Annotated in this window: 27 protein-coding genes; 26 read left to right on the top strand and 1 reads right to left on the bottom strand. The window is 63.5% G+C overall.

All coding sequences use genetic code 11. The annotated features are described in order from the left end of the window. Nucleotides 1-491 precede the first annotated feature (491 nt). From JZX88_RS21810 to JZX88_RS21770, 9 genes are all read left to right on the top strand, one after another. On the top strand, nucleotides 492-1130 hold the full coding sequence (locus JZX88_RS21810; RefSeq protein WP_206914678.1) for a hypothetical protein: 639 nt from the start codon (nucleotides 492-494) through the stop codon (nucleotides 1128-1130). A 57-nt stretch (nucleotides 1131-1187) separates the two neighbouring features. After that, nucleotides 1188-1496 carry a Dabb family protein gene (locus JZX88_RS21805; protein WP_206914702.1) on the top strand — a complete coding sequence of 103 codons (309 nt, stop codon included), beginning with the start codon at nucleotides 1188-1190 and terminating at the stop codon, nucleotides 1494-1496. Between the two features lie 261 nt (nucleotides 1497-1757). Beyond that, nucleotides 1758-2924, top strand: coding sequence for a phage portal protein (locus JZX88_RS21800; RefSeq protein WP_206914677.1), 1167 nt, complete (start codon nucleotides 1758-1760; stop codon nucleotides 2922-2924). Nucleotides 2925-3119: 195 nt separating this feature from the next. Then, complete coding sequence (locus JZX88_RS21795; protein WP_046798657.1) at nucleotides 3120-3440, top strand: DUF6107 family protein; 321 nt, start codon at nucleotides 3120-3122, stop codon at nucleotides 3438-3440. Between the two features lie 46 nt (nucleotides 3441-3486). Further along, on the top strand, nucleotides 3487-4059 hold the full coding sequence (locus JZX88_RS21790) for an HK97 family phage prohead protease (RefSeq protein WP_052817609.1): 573 nt from the start codon (nucleotides 3487-3489) through the stop codon (nucleotides 4057-4059). Nucleotides 4060-4095: 36 nt separating this feature from the next. Beyond that, the gene (locus JZX88_RS21785) at nucleotides 4096-5364 is read left to right on the top strand and encodes a phage major capsid protein (protein ID WP_206914676.1); all 1269 of its coding nucleotides are present in this window, start codon (nucleotides 4096-4098) and stop codon (nucleotides 5362-5364) included. A 198-nt stretch (nucleotides 5365-5562) separates the two neighbouring features. Then, on the top strand, nucleotides 5563-6132 hold the full coding sequence (locus tag JZX88_RS21780; protein WP_206914675.1) for a head-tail connector protein: 570 nt from the start codon (nucleotides 5563-5565) through the stop codon (nucleotides 6130-6132). Between the two features lie 3 nt (nucleotides 6133-6135). Then, nucleotides 6136-6471 carry a phage head closure protein gene (locus JZX88_RS21775; RefSeq protein ID WP_206914674.1) on the top strand — a complete coding sequence of 112 codons (336 nt, stop codon included), beginning with the start codon at nucleotides 6136-6138 and terminating at the stop codon, nucleotides 6469-6471. Next, nucleotides 6468-6863 (top strand): DUF3168 domain-containing protein, encoded by a 396-nt coding sequence (locus JZX88_RS21770; RefSeq protein ID WP_142855514.1) that lies wholly within the window; start codon nucleotides 6468-6470, stop codon nucleotides 6861-6863. The genes JZX88_RS21775 and JZX88_RS21770 overlap by 4 nt, the downstream gene beginning before the upstream one ends. Nucleotides 6864-6870: 7 nt before the next feature. Here JZX88_RS21770 and JZX88_RS21765 read toward each other — a convergent pair whose 3' ends face one another. Further along, nucleotides 6871-8070, bottom strand: a complete 1200-nt coding sequence (locus JZX88_RS21765) for an MFS transporter (RefSeq protein ID WP_206914673.1) — start codon at nucleotides 8068-8070, stop codon at nucleotides 6871-6873. A 92-nt stretch (nucleotides 8071-8162) separates the two neighbouring features. Between JZX88_RS21765 and JZX88_RS21760 the strand changes: the two genes are divergently transcribed. From JZX88_RS21760 to JZX88_RS21680, 17 genes are all read left to right on the top strand, one after another. After that, on the top strand, nucleotides 8163-8570 hold the full coding sequence (locus tag JZX88_RS21760) for a phage major tail protein, TP901-1 family (protein WP_206914672.1): 408 nt from the start codon (nucleotides 8163-8165) through the stop codon (nucleotides 8568-8570). Next, entirely contained in the window at nucleotides 8570-8929 is a 360-nt protein-coding gene (locus JZX88_RS21755; RefSeq protein ID WP_206914671.1) for a gene transfer agent family protein, read from the top strand. Before JZX88_RS21760 ends, JZX88_RS21755 begins: the two co-directional genes overlap by 1 nt. Beyond that, on the top strand, nucleotides 8926-9138 hold the full coding sequence (locus tag JZX88_RS21750; RefSeq protein WP_206914670.1) for a rcc01693 family protein: 213 nt from the start codon (nucleotides 8926-8928) through the stop codon (nucleotides 9136-9138). The genes JZX88_RS21755 and JZX88_RS21750 overlap by 4 nt, the downstream gene beginning before the upstream one ends. A gap of 100 nt (nucleotides 9139-9238) precedes the next feature. Continuing rightward, on the top strand, nucleotides 9239-9820 hold the full coding sequence (locus tag JZX88_RS21745; protein WP_206914669.1) for a phage tail tape measure protein: 582 nt from the start codon (nucleotides 9239-9241) through the stop codon (nucleotides 9818-9820). Nucleotides 9821-9865: 45 nt separating this feature from the next. Beyond that, nucleotides 9866-10504, top strand: coding sequence for a TIGR02217 family protein (locus JZX88_RS21740; RefSeq protein WP_206914668.1), 639 nt, complete (start codon nucleotides 9866-9868; stop codon nucleotides 10502-10504). After that, nucleotides 10501-11385 (top strand): DUF2163 domain-containing protein, encoded by an 885-nt coding sequence (locus tag JZX88_RS21735; protein WP_206914667.1) that lies wholly within the window; start codon nucleotides 10501-10503, stop codon nucleotides 11383-11385. Before JZX88_RS21740 ends, JZX88_RS21735 begins: the two co-directional genes overlap by 4 nt. Then, nucleotides 11382-11816 (top strand): NlpC/P60 family protein, encoded by a 435-nt coding sequence (locus JZX88_RS21730; protein WP_206914666.1) that lies wholly within the window; start codon nucleotides 11382-11384, stop codon nucleotides 11814-11816. The genes JZX88_RS21735 and JZX88_RS21730 overlap by 4 nt, the downstream gene beginning before the upstream one ends. A 15-nt stretch (nucleotides 11817-11831) precedes the next feature. Next, nucleotides 11832-15632 (top strand): glycoside hydrolase/phage tail family protein, encoded by a 3801-nt coding sequence (locus JZX88_RS21725; protein ID WP_206914665.1) that lies wholly within the window; start codon nucleotides 11832-11834, stop codon nucleotides 15630-15632. Nucleotides 15633-15666: 34 nt separating this feature from the next. Continuing rightward, the gene (locus JZX88_RS21720) at nucleotides 15667-15873 is read left to right on the top strand and encodes a hypothetical protein (protein WP_206914664.1); all 207 of its coding nucleotides are present in this window, start codon (nucleotides 15667-15669) and stop codon (nucleotides 15871-15873) included. Between the two features lie 138 nt (nucleotides 15874-16011). After that, nucleotides 16012-16266 carry a hypothetical protein gene (locus JZX88_RS21715; protein WP_035218215.1) on the top strand — a complete coding sequence of 85 codons (255 nt, stop codon included), beginning with the start codon at nucleotides 16012-16014 and terminating at the stop codon, nucleotides 16264-16266. A 91-nt stretch (nucleotides 16267-16357) separates the two neighbouring features. Then, nucleotides 16358-17029: a response regulator transcription factor gene (locus tag JZX88_RS21710; RefSeq protein WP_003509815.1), complete on the top strand. Its 672-nt coding sequence runs from the start codon at nucleotides 16358-16360 to the stop codon at nucleotides 17027-17029. Beyond that, on the top strand, nucleotides 17019-18419 hold the full coding sequence (locus JZX88_RS21705; protein WP_206914663.1) for a HAMP domain-containing sensor histidine kinase: 1401 nt from the start codon (nucleotides 17019-17021) through the stop codon (nucleotides 18417-18419). Before JZX88_RS21710 ends, JZX88_RS21705 begins: the two co-directional genes overlap by 11 nt. Nucleotides 18420-18524: 105 nt before the next feature. Next, nucleotides 18525-18953: a hypothetical protein gene (locus JZX88_RS21700; protein WP_065116166.1), complete on the top strand. Its 429-nt coding sequence runs from the start codon at nucleotides 18525-18527 to the stop codon at nucleotides 18951-18953. Between the two features lie 159 nt (nucleotides 18954-19112). Next, complete coding sequence (gene ccmI, locus JZX88_RS21695) at nucleotides 19113-20276, top strand: c-type cytochrome biogenesis protein CcmI (protein WP_206914701.1); 1164 nt, start codon at nucleotides 19113-19115, stop codon at nucleotides 20274-20276. Beyond that, the gene (gene ccmE / locus JZX88_RS21690; protein ID WP_110757540.1) at nucleotides 20273-20785 is read left to right on the top strand and encodes a cytochrome c maturation protein CcmE; all 513 of its coding nucleotides are present in this window, start codon (nucleotides 20273-20275) and stop codon (nucleotides 20783-20785) included. The genes ccmI and ccmE overlap by 4 nt, the downstream gene beginning before the upstream one ends. Beyond that, a complete protein-coding gene (locus JZX88_RS21685; protein ID WP_206914662.1) occupies nucleotides 20782-22773 on the top strand; it encodes a heme lyase CcmF/NrfE family subunit in 1992 nt (663 codons plus the stop codon). Before ccmE ends, JZX88_RS21685 begins: the two co-directional genes overlap by 4 nt. Then, complete coding sequence (locus JZX88_RS21680) at nucleotides 22770-23237, top strand: cytochrome c-type biogenesis protein CcmH (RefSeq protein WP_142855527.1); 468 nt, start codon at nucleotides 22770-22772, stop codon at nucleotides 23235-23237. Before JZX88_RS21685 ends, JZX88_RS21680 begins: the two co-directional genes overlap by 4 nt. The last annotated feature ends 73 nt before the right edge of the window (nucleotides 23238-23310 follow it).

Raw genomic sequence — 23310 nt, 5'->3', positions numbered from 1 at the left:
CTTGCGTTCTTCTCCCCGAGGGGGGAGAAGGTCGCGGCAGCGGATGAGGGGGCTACGGTCAAGATATTCGGAGAGGTTACCCCCTCATCTGACTCTTTGGGCCATCTTCTCCCCGGCGGGGAGAAGAAATTTTTGGCTCCTTATCCGCCCATGACCGGGCGTCGCACAGGTCTTACTTCTTTGGAGATTGCGCCGGTTTCGGCTGGGAGCCGGTTTCGCGCATCTGGCGCCACTCGTTTTCGAGACGGTCATAAACGGTCTGGGGGATTGTCGCTGTCATGGTGGCATTCCTCCTTGAATTGTTAACGCAGCTGGATTGCGCGGTGAATGGAGTTAGCGCGCTAAGGTTCCGGAATTCAAGGAATTTTTTACCCCAAAACCGCGGTCTGCGGATTAAAATCGATTAAGGTTTTTTCAAATCGATTTAGTCCTGACGGCCATCATGTGGAAAAACCGGGTGTCATATCGCCCATCGTTTTCAGGAGCCGGCTATGGCCTATGACGAGGCGCGATTCTTCGCGTCGGTGCGGGTTTCGATCTTTGGCGGCCGCCTGCGTGCCGCGCAACTTGCGGGGACGAAGACGATACTTGCCGGATGGGTAAAGGCCGGGCCACAGGGCGATCCGCGCTGGCTGGCCTATATGCTGGCGACCAGCTTTCACGAAACGGCTGCCACCATGCAGCCGGTGCGCGAGACCCTGGCGGCAAGCGATGCGGAGGCGATTGCGCGGCTGGACCGTGCCTTTGCGGCCGGCCGCCTGCCGATGGTTCGCAAACCTTACTGGCAGCGGGACACGGACGGAAAAAGCTGGCTGGGGCGGGGCTTCGTGCAGCTGACGCATCGCCGCAACTACGAGGCCATGTCGGTGCTGACAGGCATCGACCTTGTGGAAAGGCCCGAGCGGGCCATGGAAACGGAGGTGGCAACAGCCATCCTGATCCACGGCATGATCGCCGGCAGCTTCACCGGCCGCCGGCTTGCCGATTTCTTCGGCGCGCAGCGGGAGGACTGGGAGGGTGCACGCGCCATCATCAATGGCAGCGATCGGGCGCGGCTTGTGGCTGGCCACGCACGCGCATTTCATCGCGCCCTTGTCGCGGCGCGGATTGAACCGGGGCGGGCCAGATGATAACCCGTTACGCGCGCCCAGAAGGCCGCCTTCGAATTTTGCATGACAGGTGACACCGTGATCCGCCATATCGTTTTTTTCACCGTTCCCGAGGAAAACCGCGACGCCGTGCGCAGGGGGCTTTCCGGCCTCACGGCGATCCCGCATGCGCTGACGCTGGAAATAGGCGAGAACGTGAAGAAGGACCAATGGGGCAACTCGGTCGATTTCATCGTTTACGGCGAGTTCGAAAACGAGGCGGCGCTGGCGGCCTACAAGGCCGACCCCGCCTATGATCTCTCGACCCGCACGGTGAAGCCGCTGCGCGAAACCCGCGTTGCCGCCGATTTCAACAGCGACACGGCGGTGAAGGCACCCATCAGGTAATATCCGCCTTCGCCCGCGAAAGCGGGAGGCACATTCGCACCTGGCCTGCTGGCAAGGTACGCAAACCTTTCCTCCGTCGTAGGGCTTAGGCTCCCCCGAATCCCTCATTCCTGTGCTTGTCACAGGAATCCAGCCGACGCGCGTCTGCGCGGCGGGAAGAGTCTTTTCAGCCCAAAGACCTGGGCTGGCGGGATCCCTGTGACAAGCACAGGGATGAGGGCCTGGTGGGAGGCTGAGCCGGAATAAAACAAGGACAACTCCATGCGATTTCCGTTTTCCCTGCCGTGGCTGCGTCCGGCGGATGGCAAAGCCGTGCCCGAAAGCAAAATGGCGTCGGGCGGCTTCATGTCGGTGGCAGCACAAGGCGGGCAGGCCTTCTGGTCCGGCCGGTCCTATGCCGCACTTGCCCGCGAAGGCTTCATGAAAAACCCGGTCGCCCACCGTGCCGCCCGCATGGTGGCGGAAGCGGCCGCATCGGTGAACTGGCTGCTTTATGATGGCGACGAGGAAATCGGCGATCATCCGCTGCTGGCGCTCCTGACGAAGCCGGGCGCGCATATGGGCGGGCCGGATTTTTTCGAGGCGCTTTATGGTCACCTGATGCTGGCTGGAAATGCCTATGTCGAACCTCTGATGATCGGCGGGCGTTTAAGGGAATTGCATCTGCTGCGGCCGGATCGGGTAAGTATTGTCGAGGGAGCGGATGGCTGGCCGGTGGCTTATGACTACCGCGCCGAAGGGCGCGCGTCGCGCCGCATCGCCGCCGAGCGCGATGGGCTGGGGCTGCTGCATCTGAAACTTTTCCATCCGCTGGATGACCGGGCAGGTTTTGCGCCGCTGGCTTCCGCGGGTGCCGCGCTTGATTTGCACAACGCCGCGAGCCAGTGGAACAAGCGCCTGCTGGACAATTCCGCCCGGCCTTCGGGCGCACTGGTCTATCAGCCGAAGGAAGGCGGCAATCTTTCCACCGAGCAATATGAACGGCTGAAGCGCGAGCTGGAGGAGGGGTATCAGGGCGCGATGAACGCCGGCCGCCCGCTGCTTCTGGAAGGCGGGCTGGACTGGAAGGCCATGGGCCTTTCGCCGCGCGACATGGATTTTCTGGAGGCCCGCAACGGAGCCGCCCGCGATATCGCGCTGGCGCTCGGCGTGCCGCCGATGCTGATCGGCATTCCCGGCGACAATACCTATGCCAATTACCAGGAGGCGAACCGTGCCTTTTATCGCCTCACCGTGCTGCCGCTCGTCAACCGCACGGCGGCGAGATTGTGCGGCTGGCTCGCACCAGTCTTCGGCGCGGGGCTGCGGCTGGAGGCGGATCTCGACAGGATCGCCGGGCTCGCCGGCGAGCGGGATGCGCTGTGGAGCCGTATCGGCGCGGCCTCGTTTCTGAGCGACGAGGAAAAACGCGAAGCCGTCGGTTACTGAGGGGGCTAACCGCGCTTTCACAGCCGTCTGTTTCTGCTGAACCATTTTCTGAAGTGGCGGATTCTCTTTGTGAGGCTTTCCGCCCAAGCTTCTCCGAAGACTCGTGAAATCACCCACCGCAGGCGCGCAAACAGCACCTGCGGGCGACGCGGTGCGTTCGCCCGATTGCAACATCCTAAACCGGAATGATTACCCATGTCTGAATTCGCCAATGAGGCCGGCATCTGGGCCGCCCGCATCACCGGCGCCGTCGCGGGTGCCGGCGTGTCGCTTGTCTATCTGCTGCCGAAAAGCAAACGTGAAGCGGCGAGCCGCTTCATCACCGGGGTGTCCTGCGGCATGATCTTCGGCGGGCCGATCGGCCTGTGGATCGTGCAGCAGCTCGACATTGCCGGCGCGCTTTCCGGCCGGGAAATCATGGTGGCGGGCTCCGCCGCCGCCAGCATGATGGCCTGGTGGGGGCTGGGCGTGATGGTGCGCGTGGCCAGCCACTATGGCACACGCCCGCGCAGCTGAGCCCGCGCCGCAGGGCGGCTTCATTTCCACATCGCAGGAGTTTCCCATGCACGCCTATCGCGGGCCGCGTCCCGCCACGCGCAAATTCGCCAGTCTGGAACTGCGCGGCATCGCCGGCGACGGCACGTTTTCCGGTTATGCCAGCGTCTTCGGCGAGGTAGACCTCGGCCGTGACGTGATCGAGCGCGGCGCTTTCCGCCGTTCCATCGAGGAACGGGGAGCGGCCGGCATCCGCATGCTCTACCAGCACGATCCGGCCGAGCCGATCGGCGCCTGGCGCACCATCCGCGAGGACGAGCGCGGGCTTTACGTCGAGGGCGTTCTGGCGCCGGGTGTTGCCCGCTCGTGCGAGGTGCATTCGTTGATGAAGACCGGCGCGCTCGATGGGCTGTCGATCGGTTTCCGCACGGTTCGCTCGGGCAAGGCCGAACGTTCCGGTGTGCGGCGCATTCTGGAGGCCGATCTCTGGGAAATCTCGGTCGTGACCTTTCCGATGCTGCCTTCGGCGCGGGTGTCCGACGTCAAACATGCCCGCTTTTTCCGTGACCGCGAGACCGAACTGGCGCGCAGCATGCGCCGCGCCGCCCGCTCGCTGTTCGACACCGCCTTCAAACGCTGACTTACCGACACGTATTTCCGAAACAAGGATGGCGACATGACAGACCAGATGACAAAACCTTCCGCAATGACCGTTGCGCCGCAGGTAAAGGCCGTGCCCGACACGATGACGGCGGCCTTCGACGAGTTCATGGAGGCCTTCGAGGCTTTTCGCGAAACCAACGACCAGCGGCTCAATGACATCGAACGTAAGATGGGTGCGGATATCGTGACCCGCGACAAGCTCGATCGTATCGACAGGGCGCTCGATGATAACAGAAAGATCATGGACGATCTGGCGCTCAGGAAGGCGCGGCCTGCGCTTGGCCGCAAGGATGCGCCCCCGCACGATGCCGAAGAGCATAAGGCCGCCTTCGAGGCCTATATCCGCCGCGGCGAGGAGGGCGCGCTGCGCGATCTGGAGGCCAAGGCCTTTGCCGGATCGAGCGGTGCCGATGGCGGCTTTCTGGTGCCGACCGAGACGGATGGCGAGATTGGCCGGCGCATGACGGCGATTTCGCCGATCCGGGCGCTCGCCACCGTGCGGCAGGTGTCGACGGCCGTGCTGAAGAAACCCTTCGCCGCCGGCGGACTGGCCACCGGCTGGGTCTCCGAAACCGCGGCCCGTCCCGAGACGGCGACACCGAAGCTGTCTGAGCTTTCTTTCCCAACCATGGAACTCTACGCCATGCCCGCCGCGACCCAGGGCCTGCTGGACGACGCGGCTGTTGATGTCGAGGCGTGGATCGCCTCGGAAGTGGATATCGCCTTTGCCGAACAGGAGGCTGCCGCTTTCATCGCCGGTGATGGCGTCAACAAACCCAAAGGTTTTCTCGCCTATACACCCGTTGCCAATGACAGCTGGAGCTGGGGCAATATCGGTTATGTCGCGACCGGCGTTTCGGCCGGCTTCGCTTCCGCCGGGCCGATGGATGTGCTGCTCGATGCCATCTATGGCCTGAAGGCCGGCCACCGCCAGAACGGCGCGTTCCTGATGAACCGCAAGACGCAGGCGGCGCTGCGCCGTTTCAAGGACACGACCGGCGCTTATCTCTGGCACCCGCCCGCCGCCGCCGGCCAGCCCGCCTCGCTGATGGGCTTTCCGGTGACGGAGGCGGAAGACATGCCGAATGTCGCGGCAAACAGTTTCGCCATCGCCTTTGGCGATTTCCGCTCCGGTTATCTCGTCGTCGACCGCACCGGCGTGCGCATCCTGCGCGATCCCTATTCGGCCAAACCCTATGTGCTGTTCTACACCACCAAGCGCGTGGGTGGCGGCGTACAGAATTTCGAGGCGATCAAGCTGGTGAAATTCGGGGTGAATTGACCACAGATTTAGTGGCGCATTTCTTCTCCCCACCGGGGAGAATATGCCCCGAAGGGGCAGATGAGGGGGGCAAGCTCTCGATCTATCACTGGTCTTGCCCCCTCATCCCGCTGCTGCGGACTTCTCCCCCATGGGGAGAAGAAACTTGTTGCACCCGCTCGCTCATCCAGCCCGCAATTGCGTCATCCCGGAGACCCCATGACCTACGCCCTCATAAATCCGCCGCAGGCGGAGCCGCTGACCCTTGCCGAGGTCAAGGCGCATCTGCGTCTCGACGGCAGCGACGAGGATGCGCTTCTTACAGCGCTGATCCGCACCGCCCGCGAGCATCTGGAGCGCGTGACCGGCCTTTGCCTGCTGTGCCAGACCTGGCGGCTTTATCTCGACCAATGGCCGCAGACGGGTGTGATTCCGATTGGCAAGGGACCGGTGCAAACCATCGAAACGATTCTGGTTTTTGGCAGTGACGGGCGCGAGACCAATATCACCGCCGCTGATAAGTTACTGGACGGCGCGGCCCGTCCGGCGCGGCTGTGGCTGCGCGATCCGCCGGCCCCCGGACGGGTGATGAACGGTATCGAGATCGATTTCATCGCCGGTTATGGCGAAGCCGGGACGGATGTGCCGGATACGCTGAAACGCGCCATGCTGATGCATGTGGCGCAGATGTTTGCCTTTCGCGGCGCCGTTGCCCTGGAAAATCAGCCGGCAGTGGTTCCGGCCGGTTACGAGCGGCTGGTGGCGCCCTTCTGCCGCATGGGGCTTTAAGCCATGAACCTCGTTTTTCTCGACCCCGGCAGGCTGACGGCGCGGCTGGAGCTGGAAATGCGGACGGAGATGCCGGACGGGCAGGGCGGTGCGCTGGAACGCTGGGATGTCCTGCGCTCGCTCTGGGCGGCGATCGAGCCGGTTTCGGAGGCGTTCCATGAGCGTGCTTCGGCCGAGGGCGTGACGATCACCCATCGCGTCTGGCTCACCTGGCGCAGCGATATCGCGGCTGGCATGCGCTTTCGCAAGGGCCGGCGCATTTTGGGCATCCGCACGGTGATGGATCCGGACGAGACCCGCCGCTTCATCGTCTGCCGCTGCGAGGAGGAAAGCCTGTGAGCGCTGCAAACGCACTTCTGAAGGCGGTTTTTGCGCGGTTGACGGGCGATGCGGTGCTGATGGCGCTGACATCAGGCGGCATCGTCGACCGGCTTCTGCCGCGCGCGCTTATGCCCTGCATCGTCATCGGCGAAATTGACAGCCGGGATTATTCGACCGCGACGGAAAAAGCCGAGGAGCATGTCCTGTCGCTGGAAATCTGGAGCGATGCCGCCGGCCGCAAACAGGCCGGCGAAATCACAGAGCGGGTGAAAACCCTGCTCGATGATGCCGCCCTGCCGCTTGCCAATGTCTCGCTGGTCAACCTGCAACTGCGCTCCTGCCGCTCGCGGCGCGAAGCAAAGTCGCGGAATTTCATCACGGACATGCGTTTCCGCGCGGTAACGGAATAGCGCCGTTTCAGGAACCCTGCCTGCGCATGGTCTTCCAAAGTACAAGCAGCAGCACAAACGAAATGCCGATCAGCACGGAAGCGATGGTCAGCATGGACGAGACCCCGCCACGGTCCAGCGCCAGCGTGAAGATAACAGGCGCAAAGGCGATGGCGAGGTTCTGCGGCAGGGAAATCCGTGCGGCCTGAAGGCCATATTCTTCCGGCGAAAACACCGCCAGCGGCAACACCGCCCGGCTGACGGTGAGCACGCCCGCGCCAAAACCGAAGAATACGATAAAGCCGATGAAAGCCGGCATGGCAGGCGCAAAGGCCAGCAACAGCAGCAGCGACACGAGCAGCAGACAGAAACCGATCATGGCGGTGACGAACGGGTTGCCGTGTTTGCCAAGCAGGAAATCCAGCCCGCGCGCGGTGATCGCAAGCACGCTGCGGGCGGATGCCAGCTGCACGGCCAGCGATTGTGTCGCCCCTGCCTGAACCAGCAGCAAGGGCAGGAGCGGCGACAGGCCGAAGGTCGTAAACGCGCTGATCGTCGTCATTGCGGCCAGAAGCATGAAGGCGCGGCGTGTATCGACGGGCGGGGGCGAAGCCCCGGCTACCTCCCGCGACCCCGTGGCCTTGCGGGCCGGCTGCCCCGGAAGAACGAAGACGTAGAGAGGCAGAAGCACGAGGAGTTGCAGACCGGCATAGGCGACAAGCGTGCCGCGCCAGCCGAGATGCTGGTCGGCAAGCGCGGTGACCGGCAGGAAAACCGCGGCCGAAAGCCCGGTAAACAGCATCAGCAGCGTCAGCAACCGGCCGCTTTCCGCCCCGACACGTTCCACCACGGCGGCATGGGCCGCCGTCGTCAGGCCACAGGTGGCGGCAAAACCGATCACGGCCCAGCCGAGCAGATAACTTGTCACGCCGCCCGCAAAGGCGAGCACGGCAAAACCGGCGGCAAACAGCAATGAACCCGCCACAAGCACGGGTGCCGCGCCGTGCCGCACCAGCGTTCTTCCCAGAAGCGGACCGCAGAGCGCGCTGATCGTCATCATGACGGTGAGGCCGGCGAAAACCACCTCGTTGGCGATGGCCAGTTCCTGCCCGATCCGTGGGCCGAGCACGGCCAGCATGTCGAACCCGCTGCCCCAGCTGACGATCTGCCCAACCGCAAGCACGCCGATAAGGCGCGCGCGGGACGGGAAGGGAGCGGCTTCGGACATGATGAAAATCAGGGGTGCGGGATGCGGAGAAACAATTGGTAGCAGGCGCATTGCGGCCCGGCAACATCAATCGAAACGGTAAGGAGAACAACATGGTGGCGCAGAAGGGCAAGGACCTGCTGTTGAAGATCAACAATGCCGGTTCCTATGTGACCGTGGCGGGGCTGCGAACAAAGCGGTTGGCCTTCAACGCGCAGGCGGTGGACATAACCGATGGCGAAAGTGCGGGGCGCTGGCGCGAGCTTCTGGCCGGCGCCGGCGTACAGCGGGCGTCGCTGACGGCATCCGGCATCTTCAAGGATCAGGCGAGCGACGCATTGGTGCGCGGCGCGTTTTTTGCCGGCAGCATTCCGGGCTGGCAACTCCTCATCCCCGATTTCGGTACCGTGACCGGGCCGTTCCAGATCGTCGCGCTCGAATATTCCGGCCGCCACGATGGCGAGGTGCAATTCGAGATCGCGCTGGAATCGGCCGGTCCTCTCACATTCGGAGCACTGTGATGCCGCAGGGTTTGCGCTATGGGCGGGCGAACCGCCATCGCGGCGAGATCGAAGCGCTGATCGACGGTGAAAGGCGCATTCTGTGCCTGACGCTTGGGGCGCTGGCCGAGCTCGAAACCGCCTTTCAGGCCGATGATCTCACCGCGCTCGCTGAACGCTTTGCGACCGGCCGCATGAAGGCCGCCGATATGATCCGGGTCATCGGCGCCGGCCTGCGCGGCGCGGGCAATGTGTTTTCCGACGAAGACGTGGCTGCGGCAACCGTGGAGGGCGGGATCACCGGCCATGCCGCGATCATCGCCGATCTTCTGACCGCCACCTTCGGCGGCCCGAAAGGAGAAACACAGCCGGACCCTTGAGTGCCGCAGCAGGCGAGGCGAGGCCCCGCCCTTTCCCCTGGGAGGCGGTCATCCATGCCGGCTTCTGCCTGCTGCGGCTTTCCTCCGAAACCTTCTGGCGGCTGACGCCAAGGGAGTTCTTCGCGATGACGGGTGGCGCACGCGCCATCTCCCGCAGCCCCGATCGTCAGGCGATGGAGACGATGATGCGGCTGTTTCCTGATGGGTGAGGTGGACTTGTCTCGTTGCGGAAGCGGGGCGTTTTTTCGTGAAAACGGCCAGACAATTCAAAAACCTATCGTTCCGATTTGAATCAGAAAGGCAAGCGCAATGGCAGGCGAAGGATCGATTGCGGAGAACCGGGAAGAGGCGGAAGCGCTTGCGGATGTGATGGGCGATCTCGAAAAGCGCTCCGAGCGGTTCGGGGCGGCGCTGACCAGCGCCCTGCAGGCCGCAACGACGGGTGGCAAGGGGCTGGACGATGTGCTGCGCGGGCTCGGCGAACGCCTGTCCGGCATGGCGCTTTCGGCCGGGTTGAAGCCGCTGGAGAGCATGATCGGCAATGCCGTTGGCGGACTTTTGAACGGTGGCGGTTCCCTGTTTGCCTTTGCCGATGGCGGGGTGCCGGGGCGCGGCATCACGCCTTTTGCCGATGGCGGTGTGGTGTCCAGCCCAGCCTTTTTTCCGATGGGCGGCGGGCTGGGCCTGATGGGCGAGGCGGGAGCGGAAGCGATCCTGCCGCTGAAGCGCGGTTCGGATGGTGCTCTGGGTGTGGCCACACCGGCGGGCGGTGGTGGTGCGCAGATCGTCTTCAACGTGACGGCCACCGATGCGGCGAGTTTTAGAAAAAGCGAAGGCCAGATCGCCACCATGCTGGCCCGCAGCGTCGGGCGCGGCCAGCGCGGTTTGTGACGCATCGACCTTTCAACACAGCAAAAAGATTCGTGGAACAACGACATGGCGGCATTTCATGAAGTGCGGTTTCCGCTGCGGCTGGCGCTTGGTGTGAGCGGCGGGCCGGTGCGGCGGACCGATATCGTCAATCTGTCCAATGGCCGCGAGAGCCGCAACCAGCGCTGGAAGCATGCGAGGCGCGCTTATGATGCCGGGTCCGGCATCCGCTCGGTGGCCGATCTTTACGAGGTGCTCGGCTTTTTCGAGGCGCGGCGCGGTGAGCTTTATGGTTTCCGCTTTCGTGATCCCGTCGATTGCAAATCCTGCCCGCCGGGCGGGACACCTGCCGCCACAGATCAGAGGATCGGCACCGGCGATGGCGCAACCGCGCAGTTTCAGCTGGTGAAGACCTATGCGGATGCCGGCGGTGCCTTCATCAGGCGGGTGGAAAAGCCGGTCGAGGGCTCTGTCCTCGTTTCCGTCGAGGGGGTGAAGGTCCCGCCTTCGGATGTGTCGGTGGATCATCTGACCGGCATGGTGACGTTTCGTGCCGGCAAGGTGCCACCTTCAGGTGCGGCGATCCGGGCGGGTTTCGAATTCGACGTGCCGGTGCGCTTTGCGATCGATCGCATCGACGTCAACCTCACCGCCTTCGAGGCCGGCCGCATTCCCTCCATTCCCTTGATGGAAATCCTGCCATGAAAACCATTCCTCCGGCCCTTGCCACGCATCTGCAGGGTGATGCCACCACCACCTGCCATTGCTGGAAGGTGACGCTGAAGGATGGCGTTGTGATCGGCTTTACCGACCACGATGAGACGTTATCCTTTGCCGGCACGGCCTATCTGGCTGCCAGCGGTTTCGGGGCGAGCGACAGCGACAGCGAAACCGGGCTGGGTGCGAGTGCGGGCGAGGTAGCCGGCGGTTTTTCCAGCGAGGTGATTTCCGAGGATGATCTGGCGGTCGGCCGTTTCGATGGCGCGAGAGTGGAGCTTTTTCTCGTCAACTGGCAGGCGCTGGATGAGCATATGCTGCTTTCCATGCGCGAGATCGGCGAGGTGACACGGGCGGGCGGGGCGTTTCGCGCCGAGTTGCGCAGCCTTGCCCATCGCCTCGGCCAGCCGCAGGGCCGGGCCTATGGGCGGCGTTGCGATGCCGCACTGGGCGACCGGCGCTGCGGCGTCGATCTTTCGCGGTTCACCGGCAATGGCAGCGTGGTGGCGGTGGATGCGGTGGGCAACCTGCTGGTCTCGGGGCTTGATGCTTTCGCCGATGGTTTCTTCAGCAGGGGGAAGTTGCGGTTTTTGAGCGGCGCGCTCGCCGGCAGGGGTTTCGATCTCGACGGTCATGCGCGACGCGACGGCGGCACGCTTCTGTCCTTCTGGCTCATGCCGGAACGGATGCCATTGCCGGGAGACGGTTTCTCCATCACCGCCGGCTGCGACAAGAGTTTCGCGACGTGCAAGGCGAAATTTGCCAATCACCCGAATTTCAGGGGCTTCCCGCACCTGCCGGGGGCGGATTTCGCCTATTCCTATGCCAGCGGCGGCCAGACCCATGATGGCAAGGCACTGTTTCCATGAGTGATACCGGAGAAAAAGTGCTGGCGCTGGCGCAGGGCTGGCTGGGCACGCCTTACCGGCATCAGGCCTCGTTAAAGGGCGTCGGCTGCGATTGCCTCGGCCTCGTCAGGGGCATCTGGCGTGAATTGTACGGCGCAGAGCCGGAATTGTTGCCGCCCTATGCGCCTGATTGGGCCGAACGCGGCGGTGAAGACCGGCTGATGGCGGCGGCGAAGCGCCATTTTCTGGCGGTGCCTGATATGGACGAGGCGAGGCCGGGCGACCTCTTGCTGTTTCGCTGGCGGGCCGATGCGGCGGCGAAACATCTCGGCATCCTCGCCGGGCCTCAGCATTTCATCCACGCCTATGAACAGGCCGCAGTGGTGTGTTCCACGCTGGTGCCGGGCTGGAAGCGGCGCATTGCCGGTGTTTTCCGGTTCCCCGATCCCTGAATTTTCGAGGCAAGCATGGCGACCATAGTTTTTCAGGCGGCGGGTGCGGCGCTCGGCGGCATTTTCGGCCCCGTGGGTGCCATTATTGGCCAGGCGGCCGGTGCGCTGGCGGGCAATACCGTCGACCGTGCCCTGCTTTCCAGCGGCCGCACCGTATCGGGCGCACGGCTTTCGACGGCGCGTATTCCGGGAGCGGATGAGGGAGCGGCCATCAACCGGCTTTACGGCACGGCAAGGATCGGCGGTACGCTGATCTGGGCGACGCGGTTTGAGGAAAGCGTCGAGGTGGAGCGGCGCGGCGGCAAGGGCAATCGCGGCCCGAAGGTGGAGACTTTTCGTTATTTCGCCAATCTCGCCATTGGCCTCTGCGAAGGCGAGGCGGCCATGGTGCGGCGCATCTGGGCTGACGGCCGCGAAGTTGATCTGACCGGCATCGAGATGCGGTTTTATCCCGGCAGCGAAACGCAATTGCCGGATCCGCTGATCGAGGCAAAACAGGGCAGCGGCAATGCGCCTGCCTTTCGCGGGCTGGCCTATGTGGTCTTCGAGCGCCTGCCGCTCGACGACTATGGCAATCGTATTCCGCTGATGCAGTTCGAAGTCGTGCGGCCGGTCGGCCGGCTGGAAAAATCGATCCGCGCTATCACCGTTATTCCGGGTGCAACCGAGCATGGTTACGCCACGGCCCCTGTTTCGGAACGCACCGGCATGGGACAAAGCCGGGTGATGAACCGCAACGGCCTGACCGCAGTGACCGACTGGCAGGCGGCCATCGACGAATTGCAGGCGCTGTGCCTCAACCTGCAAAGCGTGGCGCTGGTGGTGAGCTGGTTCGGCACGGATATGCGGGCGGGCGAATGCCGCATTCTGCCCGGCGTTGAAGCGGCGGCCCGCGATGGCGAAACGGCGCCGTGGTCGGTTGCCGGCCTTTCGCGTGGTGAGGCGCATCCGGTCAGTCATCATGGCGGCGGCCCGGCCTATGGCGGCACGCCTGATGATGAAAGCGTGCTGCAGGCGATAGCCGACCTCAAGTCTCGTGGATTGAAGGTCTGCCTTTATCCCTTCGTGATGATGGATGTGCCCGCCGGCAATGGTCTGCCGGATCCCTATGGCAAGGGTGAACAGGATGCTTATGGCTGGCGCGGGCGTATCACCTGTTTTCCCGCACCCGAAAGGCCCGGCTCTCCCGACCGCAGCGCTGCGGCGCGCCGGGAGGTCGAGCGGTTTTGCCACCGCGATGAGGGTTATCGCCGCATGGTGCTGCATTATGCGGCGCTTGTGGCGAAAGCGGGCGGGGTGGATGCTTTCCTGATCGGCTCGGAACTGCGCGGGCTGACGCGCCTGCGCGATGAGAACGATGCCTTCCCCTTTGTGGAGGAGCTGGTGCGGCTGGCGGGTGATGTGCGCGCCATCATGGGACCGGCGGTGAAGCTGACCTATGCGGCGGACTGGAGCGAATATTTCGGCCATCAGCCGGCGGATGGTTCGGGCGATGTCTTTTTCCATCTCGATCCGCTCTGGGCGAGCCGCGACATCGACGCCATCGGTATCGACAATTACATGCCGTTGTCCGACTGGCGCGACGAGGACGTTGCAAACGGCAATCCGGATGGCATGACCGGCGCTGATGATGCCAGCGCCTTCCGCCGCGCCATCACGGCGGGTGAGGGTTTCGACTGGTATTATGCCAGCGATGCCGACCGCGCCGCGCGGCGACGCACGCCCATCACCGACGGGCTGAAGGGCAAGCCGTGGGTCTTCCGCTACAAGGACATCGGGAACTGGTGGGGAAACCGCCATTACGACCGGGTGCGGGGCGAGGAGAAATCGACACCCACCGCATGGGTGCCGGGCTCGAAACCGATCTGGCTCACTGAACTCGGCTGCCCGGCGGTGGACAAGAGCGCCGCGCGCCCGAATGTCTTTCCTGATCCAAAATCGGCGGAAAATGCCTTTCCCTATTTCTCCGGCCGGAACCGGGCAGACAGCCAGCAACGGCGGTTTCTGGAAGCGCATCTCGACCATTGGGATCAAGGCGATACCGCGATGGTGGATAAAAACCGGGTCTATCTCTGGACCTGGGATGCGCGGCCCTTTCCCGCCTTTCCGCAGAATGGCGCGGTGTGGAGCGATGGCGGCAACTGGCGCACCGGCCATTGGCTGAACGGCCGGCTGGGCACGGCGACACTTGCCGATACCATCGCCGCGATCCTGACCGACCATGGCTTTCCCGCCTTCGACGTCTCCGCCGTCAGCGGCGACATGACCGGTTATGTGCAGGGTGATGTGACCTCGGCGCGCGCCCTGCTGGAGCCGCTGATGGCGGCGTTTCAGCTGGATGTGGCGGAGGACGGCGGCACCCTGCGTTTCCGCTCCCGCAATATGGCGGTTTTACCCGTCAGAGATATTTCCGTGCTTGCCGATCTCGATGACGAGCCGCTCTGGTCAGAAAATCGCGGCCATGACAGCGATTTCGCGGCTGAAGTCATGCTGACCTCGTTCAACCCGGCGCTCGATTACGAACAGGCTGGCGCGCGTTCCCGCCGCATCGATGATGCCGGCAGCCGGGTGATGCGGTTCGACCTCAACGCCGCTTTGCCGGCGGAAACGGCGGAAGCAGCCGTCGAGGCGGTGCTGCGAGACAACCGTCAGGCGCGGCGTACGGTGCGTTTTGCCCTGCCGCCTGCCGATATCACCTTGGAATCCGGCGATTGTATCCGCCTGCCGGACGGCGCTTTTCCACTGGCGCCGGCAGGCCGGTTTCTGGTCAGCCGCATCGAGGATGGCGCGGTGCGGCAGGTGGAGGCACGCGCCTTTTCCGCTGCCCTTTCGGCTTTTGCCGGCGTGGTGGATGAGCGGCGTGCCGGCGGTGCAAGCGGTGCTGAAGGTTTCGCGCCGGAAGTGCTCTTTCTCGACCTGCCGCATCATGATGGCGTCGCGCCGGAGCATTCGGCGCGCATCGCAGCCTTCGCAAGGCCATGGCGGCCGATCCTCGTTTCCGCATCCTCCGGCACGGAAGGTTATCGGCAGCGCGCTGTGCTCGATCAACCGGCCATGATCGGCGCGCTGGCGATGCCGCTTTTGCCCGGCCCTTCGGGCCGTTTCGACCGGAAGAATGCTGTCCTGATCGACCTGCCTTTCGGAGGGCTCGCCTCGGCAAACGAGTTGTCGGTGCTGAACGGCGAGAACCGCATCGCCATCAAGGCCACAAACGGTGTCTGGGAGATCGTCGCCTTCGCAAAGGCCGAAGAAATTGCGCCCTCGCGCTGGCGGCTCTCCACCCTCTTGCGCGGACTTGCGGGCACGGAAGATGCGTTGGCCGCCGGCGCGCCGGCGGGCGCACCAGCGGTGATGCTGGATGCGGCGGTGCAGCCGCTCGGCCTTGCCGCGGGCGAACGGGGACGGCGGCTGAACTGGATCGTAGAGGCCGTAGGAAAGGCGGGCGCTTCGGCCGGGCCTTTCGCCTTCGAGGGCGGATTGCGGGCGCAGATGCCGCTTTCCCCGGTGCATCTTTCCGCCGAGCGGAAAAAGGATGGCGTGCTGATCCAATGGAAACGCCGGAGCCGGATGGAGGCCGATGGCTGGGATGCGAGCGACATTCCGCTGGACGAGCCTTTCGAGCGATACCGTGTCGAGGTGCTGGAAGGCGAGGCCGTCAAACGCGTGTCGGAGGTTTCCGAACCCCTCTGGTTTTACCCTGTCGCAGCCGAACTCACAGATTTCCCGGTCCTGCGGGATCACATTTCCGTGCGTGTCCGCCAGCTCGGCCGCGCGGTGCCTTGGGGAGTGGCGGCGCAAGTCCTTCTCCCGCTTTGACAACTGTCTGAAAAACAACGCAAAGGACGACATGATGGACAACACGAAGGCATGGTATCAATCGCGCACGATCTGGGGCGCGCTGATTGCGGTTTTTGCTCCGCTTTTCAGCATCGCCGGTCTTGATCTGCCCGCCGGCCTGCATGGCGAGCTGGCGGAAGGTCTCGTCGCCGTGGCGGGCGGAATTGGCGGTCTGATCGCGCTTTATGGCCGCCTTTCGGCAACCCGCGCCATCCGCTGACGACGGGCGCAGCAGCAAAGCCCCCGCCTCGTCTCATGGCGGCGGGGGCAGCATTCATTTGCCATTCAGACGCTTTGCGCTACATATTCGGTCACAATAAGGTTCGAGACGCACCCGGTTTTTGTGGAAGTTTGTAGAATGGCATCACCTCTCATCATCGCGACGCTTGCAGCCGGGCTTTCCGGTTTCACGGCGCCCGAGGCTGATCAGCAGGGCCACTACATATTGGCGGCGAGCGACTGCGGCGCAGCCGTTGCCCGCGTCGTGCGCGAAACCGGTGGCCAGCTTCTTTCGGTCTATCCTTCCGGCGACGGTCAGTCCTGTGTCGTCACCGTTCTCGTCCAGGGCAATGGCGAGCGCCCGCGCAAGGTAACGATGCGCGTGCCGATGTAGCTTGCCCGCATCGCCGAAATATCGGAAAACAATCCGAGACACTTAGCATGACCGGAACGCAGGCGGGCCGGGACACAGGAAAGGGCGGACAATGCGTATTCTCGTTGTTGAGGATGATGCCAATCTCAATCGTCAGCTGACCGACGCGCTGAAAGAGGCCGGTTATGTTGTCGATCAGGCATTTGACGGCGAGGAAGGGCATTATCTCGGCGATACCGAACCCTATGACGCCATCGTCCTCGATATCGGCCTGCCGCAGCTGGATGGCATCACCGTCGTTGAAAAATGGCGTGCGGCCGGCAAGGCCATGCCGGTCCTCATCCTCACCGCCCGCGACCGCTGGAGCGACAAGGTGGCGGGCATCGATGCCGGCGCCGATGATTACGTGACCAAGCCTTTCCATGTGGAGGAAGTGCTTGCCCGCGTGCGCGCGCTCATCCGCCGTGCCGCCGGCCACGCCTCCTCCGAACTGGTCTGCGGTCCGGTCCGGCTCGACACCAAATCCTCCAAGGCGACCGTCAACGGCACGACACTGAAGCTCACCTCGCACGAGTTCCGCCTGTTGTCCTACCTCATGCATCACATGGGTGAGGTCGTCTCGCGCACGGAACTGGTCGAACATATGTACGATCAGGATTTCGACCGCGATTCCAACACGATCGAGGTGTTTGTCGGACGTTTGCGCAAGAAGCTCGGGGTTGATCTGATCGAGACGATCCGTGGTCTCGGTTACCGGATGCAAGCGCCGGCAGATGCGAAGTAATTCTCTCACCGCCCGCGTTCTGCTGCTCGCGTCTGCTTGGTCGGCGCTGGCGCTGGTGGTGATCGCCGTCGTCATTTCGACGCTTTACCGGCAGGGCGTGGAGCGCAGCTTCACCGACCTTCTCAGGGCGCAGCTCTACAACGTCATCAATTCCGTGACGATTTCCAACGAAAATACGCTGGCCGGCAGCCCGCAGCTCGGCGATCTCCGGTTTTCGCAGCCCGATACCGGCTGGTACTGGGTGGTGGAGCCGCTCGGCAATTTCCAGACCGCGCCGCTGGTGTCTTCTTCGCTCGGCGTTTCTTCCCTGCCGGTGCCCGGCATTCTCGATGTACCCTTCGACAACCGTTATGAGCGCTTTTACGCCGTCACCGACGAGGCCGGCAACAAGGTGCGGGTGGCGGAAACGGAAGTCGTGCTGGACGGGGAGGGCCGGGCGGCCCGTTTCCGTGTTTCCGGCAATCTGAATGTCGTCGAAGACGATGTGCGCGATTTCTCCAACAGCCTCTATCTGGCGCTGGCCGTCTTTGGCGTCGGCAGCCTCGTCGTCAACGGCCTTGCCATTCTCTACAGTCTGCGGCCGCTCGATCAGGCCCGCGTCGCGCTTGGCAAGATAAGAGGCGGCGAGGCGGAAAGCCTCGAAGGTGAATTCCCGCGTGAAATCCAGCCGCTCGCCAATGAGGTCAATGCGCTGATCGACAGCAACCGCCGGCTGGTGGAGCGTGCCCGCATGCAGGTCGGCAATCTCGCGCATTCGCTGAAGACGCCGATTGCCGTACTGTTGAACGAGGCCCGTACGCTGGAGCCGCAGCATGGCGATCTGGTACGCGCGCAGGCCGACGCCATGCAGGCGCAGGTGCAATCCTATCTCTCCCGCGCCCGCATCGCCGCCCAGCGTGGCTCGATCCTTGCCCGCGTGGAAGCCGAACCGGCGCTGGAACGGCTGGTGCGGGTGATGCGTCGCCTGAACCCCGAAAAGCAGTTCGTGCTGAATTTCGAGCAACCGGGCGCGGTACTCGGCATGGAGCAGCAGGATCTGGAGGAAGTTGTCGGCAACCTTCTGGAAAATGCCGCACGTTTTGCGCAGACCAGAGTGGTCGTCACGCTTGCCGCCGGCACGCACCCTTCTTCCGATGCTGAAATCGCCCGTCGTTCATGGGTGGAGCTGACGGTGGAGGATGACGGGCCGGGGCTGGAGCCGGAACAGATCAGCGAGGCGATGAAGCGCGGCCGGCGGCTGGACGAGAGCCGCCCGGGCACGGGACTGGGATTGTCGATCGTTTCTGAAGTGGTGTCAGAGTACCATGGTCGCTTTTCGCTGTCGCGCAGCGCCATCGGCGGGCTGAAAGCCGATCTGATTTTGCCGGGCCTTTCGAAAGAGCTTGCGTGAGGCAAGAAAAAAGGCAAGAAATTCAATGGCACAATATTGGGTGCAATGCGGTAGGAAAGAGGGCAGGGTTTGGTTGACGTGTATGATGGCTGTCGCTCCGTGACGATGCGTTCGCTGGTGTCACGCCCGGCACTTCTCTCGATCCTGTGCGTTTCGATGCTGAGCGCCTGCACCACCACGGGCACCCGCCCGGCGGGCGGTGGGCTGTTCGGCCGCTCGGCGCAGCCTTCGACACCGTTCCTTGCCAATCTTGAGGGCGGCATTGTCGGGCGAAGCGGCGTGCAGCTCGACAGGGGCGATCAGACCAAGGCGCTGGAGGCGGAGTACAAGGCACTGGAAACGGCGCCTGTCGGAACCCCAGTCGTGTGGACCGGCGATGACGCCAAGGGGCAGGTGGTCGCCAACGCGCCCTATCAGGTCGGAAACCAGAACTGCCGGCAATATTCACACAGCCTCACCGTGGATGGACGTGAAACCAAGGTGCGCGGTGCGGCCTGCCGCAATGCCGATGGCAGCTGGTCGCCTTTGACCTGACGAGTTTGACGTAAATCAAGGTCACCGACCTCTGGCGATGACAAGAAGAGGCACGGCGGAACAGCCGAACAGGGCTTGCGGTGCGGCGTGATGTCTCAAATTCGCGTCATCCCCGCGCTTCATGTTTCCATGTGCCGCGCATTCGAGTAATTGAGCCTTATGTTCTGGATTGTCGTTGCGATATTGACGGCGGCTGTCGCCATCGTCCTGATGTACCCGCTGATGCGGAAGACCGAGGTGTCCGAGACGCGCCGCGACGGTGAGGTTGCCGTCTATCGCGACCAGCTGGCGGAACTGGACCGTGAACGTGCGGCGGGTCTGATCGGCGAAACCGAGGCGGATTACGCCCGCGCCGAAATCGGCCGCCGCCTGCTTGCCGCCGCCGAGGCGGAAGAAGAGCAGGGCAGGCAGGACCGGCCACGCCGGCACAATTTCGCCGCGAGCCTCATCACCGTTCTTTTGCCCGCACTCGGGCTCTGTCTTTACGTCTGGAACGGCAGTCCGGAAGTGCCGGACATGCCGCTCGAGGCGCGTCTTGAAAAGCCCGGCAATGACATGAACCTGCTGGTCGCCCGCGCCGAAAGGCATCTGGCGCAGAACCCGGATGACGGCGCCGGCTGGGATATTCTGGCCCCGATCTATTTCAAGACGCTGCGGCTTGGCGATGCCGAGCTTGCCTATCGCAATGCGCTTCGTATTCTGGGGCCAAGCGCCGAACGGCTGACGGGCCTTGGCGAAACGCTGGTGGCTGGCAATGACGGCATCGTCATCGAGGCAGCACGTGATGCCTTTGCTGAGGCCGAGAAGCTGAAACCCGGCAATCCGCGCGCCCGCTTTTATCTGGCGCTGTCGCTGGAACAGGCGGGCAAGGCGGACGAGGCACGTGCAGCCTTTGCGGCGCTGGAGGCCGATGCACCGGCTGGCGCACCCTGGCTGCCGCTAGTCCGCGAACATATTACCCGCACCGGCGGCGAGACGGCTCCCGCCGCGCCCGGCCCGACCGCGCAGGATATGGCGGCTGCGAATGACATGACGGCCACCGACCGGCAGGCGATGATCGAGGGCATGGTGGCAAGCCTCGACGCCAAGCTGAAGGAAAACCCGGCCGATTTTGAAGGATGGATGCGGCTTGTGCGCGCCTATGCCGTGCTGAAGAATGAAGCCAGGGCCGGTGAAGCCTTGAGGGCCGGCCTGCAGGCTTTCCCGCCGGAGGGTGAGCAGGGCCGGCAGCTGCTGGCGCTGGCGAAGGAACTGGGCGTTTCCGCCGGGCCGATCCGCACCACCGGGCAACAGGATGCCGCGCCGCAGGGAGTGACGCAATGACCCGCAAACAGAAACGCCTGGCAATCATCGGCGGCGGCATGAGCTTCATCGTTGCAGCCGTGCTGCTCGTCATGTTCGCTTTCGGCCAGTCCATCGCCTATTTTTACATGCCGGCCGATCTGGAAAAGACGCCCGTCAATCCCGGCACCCGCATCCGTCTTGGCGGTCTGGTGGCGGAAGGCTCGATCAAGCGCGGCGAGGGCCGCACGGTAAGCTTCACCGTGACGGATGGCGAGGCCAATGTGCCCGTCAGCTATACCGGCATCCTTCCCGATCTTTTCCGCGAAGGGCAGGGCGTCGTGACCGAGGGCGTGTTCGACGCCGCCACCCATGGTTTCGTGGCCGACAGCGTGCTGGCCAAGCATGACGAGAACTACATGCCGAAGGAAGTGGCCGACCGGCTGAAGGACAAGGGCCTGTGGCAGCATGGCGGTGACGGCGAGAACCCCGCCGCCGCAACGCCATCGGCCGGTGCCGTCTCCACTGACAAGACCGGAGCGACAAAATGATCAACGAGATCGGCCATTATGTTCTGGTTCTGGCGCTCGGCGTGGGGCTCATCGTCTCGACGCTGCCGGTCATCGGCGCCCGCCGCAACGACCGGGCGCTGATGGATGTCGCCTCACTTGGCTCCGTCATGATGTTCCTGCTGGTGGGTTTTTCCTTCGCGGCGCTGACGCGGGCCTATGCGGTCTCGGATTTCTCCGTGCGCAACGTCTGGGAAAATTCCCATTCGCTGATGCCGATGATCTACAAGCTGACCGGCGTGTGGGGCAACCATGAAGGCTCCATGCTGCTATGGCTGCTCATTCTGGTGTTTTTCAGCGCGCTCGTCGCCGCCTTCGGCCGCAACCTGCCGGAAACGCTCAAGGCCAATGTTCTGGCCGTGCAGGCCTGGATTTCCGTCGCCTTCCTGCTGTTCATTCTGCTTACCTCCAATCCGTTTCTCCGTCTGTCACCGGTGCCGGCCGAGGGTCAGGATCTGAACCCCATCCTTCAGGATTTCGGCCTCGCCATCCACCCGCCGCTGCTTTACCTCGGTTATGTCGGCTTTTCCGTCTGCTTTTCCTTCGCCGTTGCGGCGCTTTTGGAAGGCCGGATCGACGCCGCCTGGGCGCGCTGGGTAAGGCCGTGGACGCTCGCCGCCTGGACCTTCCTGACCGCCGGCATCTCCATGGGTTCCTACTGGGCCTATTATGAACTCGGCTGGGGCGGCTGGTGGTTCTGGGATCCGGTGGAGAACGCCTCCTTCATGCCGTGGCTGGCTGGAACAGCCCTTCTGCATTCGGCGCTCGTCATGGAAAAGCGCGAGGCACTGAAAATCTGGACCGTGCTACTGGCGATCATGACCTTCTCGCTGTCGCTACTCGGCACCTTCCTCGTCCGCTCCGGTGTCTTGACCTCGGTGCATGCCTTCGCCACCGATCCGAGCCGCGGCATCTTCATCCTCGGTATTTTGACCATCTTCATCGGTGGAGCCTTCGCGCTCTTTGCATGGCGCGCGCCATCGCTGAAGGTCGGCGGCCTGTTTGCACCGATCTCGCGCGAAGGATCGCTCGTCCTCAACAACCTGATCCTGACGGTCTCGACCGCCACGGTGCTGATCGGCACGCTCTATCCGCTCATTTTGGAAACCCTGACGGGCGAAAAAATCTCGGTCGGTGCACCCTTCTTCAACCTCACCTTCGGCCTGCTGATGATCCCGATCCTGATCGTCACGCCCTTCGGGCCGATGCTGGCGTGGAAGCGCGGCGATCTTCTTGGCGCCTTCCAGCGGCTTTATGTGGCCGCCGCCATTGCAGCCCTTGCCGGACTGGCGCTCTGGTATGTTGAAAATGGCGGCCCGGTGCTGGCGGCACTCGGTATCGCCGCCGGTTTCTGGCTGATTTTCGGTGCGTTTGCCGATCTCTGGTATCGCGCCAATTTCGGCAAGCTGGCCTTCGGCATCGCATTCCGCCGTTTGAAGGGCCTGCCGCGCTCGGCCTTCGGTACGGCGCTGGCGCATATGGGCGTCGGCATCACCGTGCTCGGCATTGTCATCGTCACCACCTATGAGACCGAGACCGTCCTTGAAATGAAACAGGGCATGGTGGCGGAAGCGGGCGGTTACAGCCTTACCTTTGATGGTATCCGCCACGCCGTTGGCCCCAACTTCACCGAGGATCGCGGCCATTTCACCGTGCGCAAGGCGGGGGTCGAGGTGGGCGACGTCTGGTCCTCCAAACGGCTCTATACCGCGCGGCGCATGCCGACGACGGAAGCCGGCATCCTGACCTTCGGCCTCAGCCAGCTTTATGTCTCGCTGGGCGACCCGATGACCGATGGTGGCATGGTGGTGCGCATCTGGTGGAAACCCTTCATCCTGTGCATCTGGGGCGGCACGCTGTTCATGATGGTGGGCGGCTTCATCTCGCTCTCCGACAGGCGTTTGAGGGTGGGGGCACCAAATCGCAAGGCGAAGCCTGTACGGGCTGCAATGCCGGAGGCGGCGGAATGAGGGAGCTTGTGGTAGCGCTCGGGCTTCTTTTCACCCTCATCTTCGCTGCAGCCTCGCCCGCCTTCGCCTTCAACCCCGACGAGGTCCTCAAAGACCCCGTGCTGGAACAGCGCGCCCGCAACCTGACGTCTCAGCTGCGCTGCATGGTCTGCCAGAACCAGTCCATCGATGACAGCAACGCCGAGCTTGCGCGTGACCTGCGCGTTCTGGTGCGTGAGCGGCTGGTTCAGGGCGACAGCGACAAGGCCGTCATCGATTATGTCGTGTCGCGTTATGGCGAATTCGTGCTGCTGAAACCGCGCCTCAGCCTTCGCACCGTGCTTTTGTGGGGCGCGCCCGTCGGTCTTACCCTTGCGGGCATTTTCGCCGTTTTCGTCTTTTCGCGCCGCCGGGCAACGCAGGAGCGGCCACAAAAACTGAGCGCGGACGAAGAAGAGAGAATTCGCAATCTCATTGAAAAATAACCGGTTTCCATGCCGGTCCCCGGTTCTTTTTCAACATTACGGATTTTTCATTCGTCAGACACTTCGCCGTAAG

It is taken from the genome of Agrobacterium sp. OT33 (assembly GCF_017313365.1).
Taxonomy (GTDB): Bacteria; Pseudomonadota; Alphaproteobacteria; order Rhizobiales; family Rhizobiaceae; genus Agrobacterium; species Agrobacterium rhizogenes_A.
Note: the sequence above shows the minus strand (reverse complement) of the source record. Positions and strands in the feature narration are given on the sequence as shown.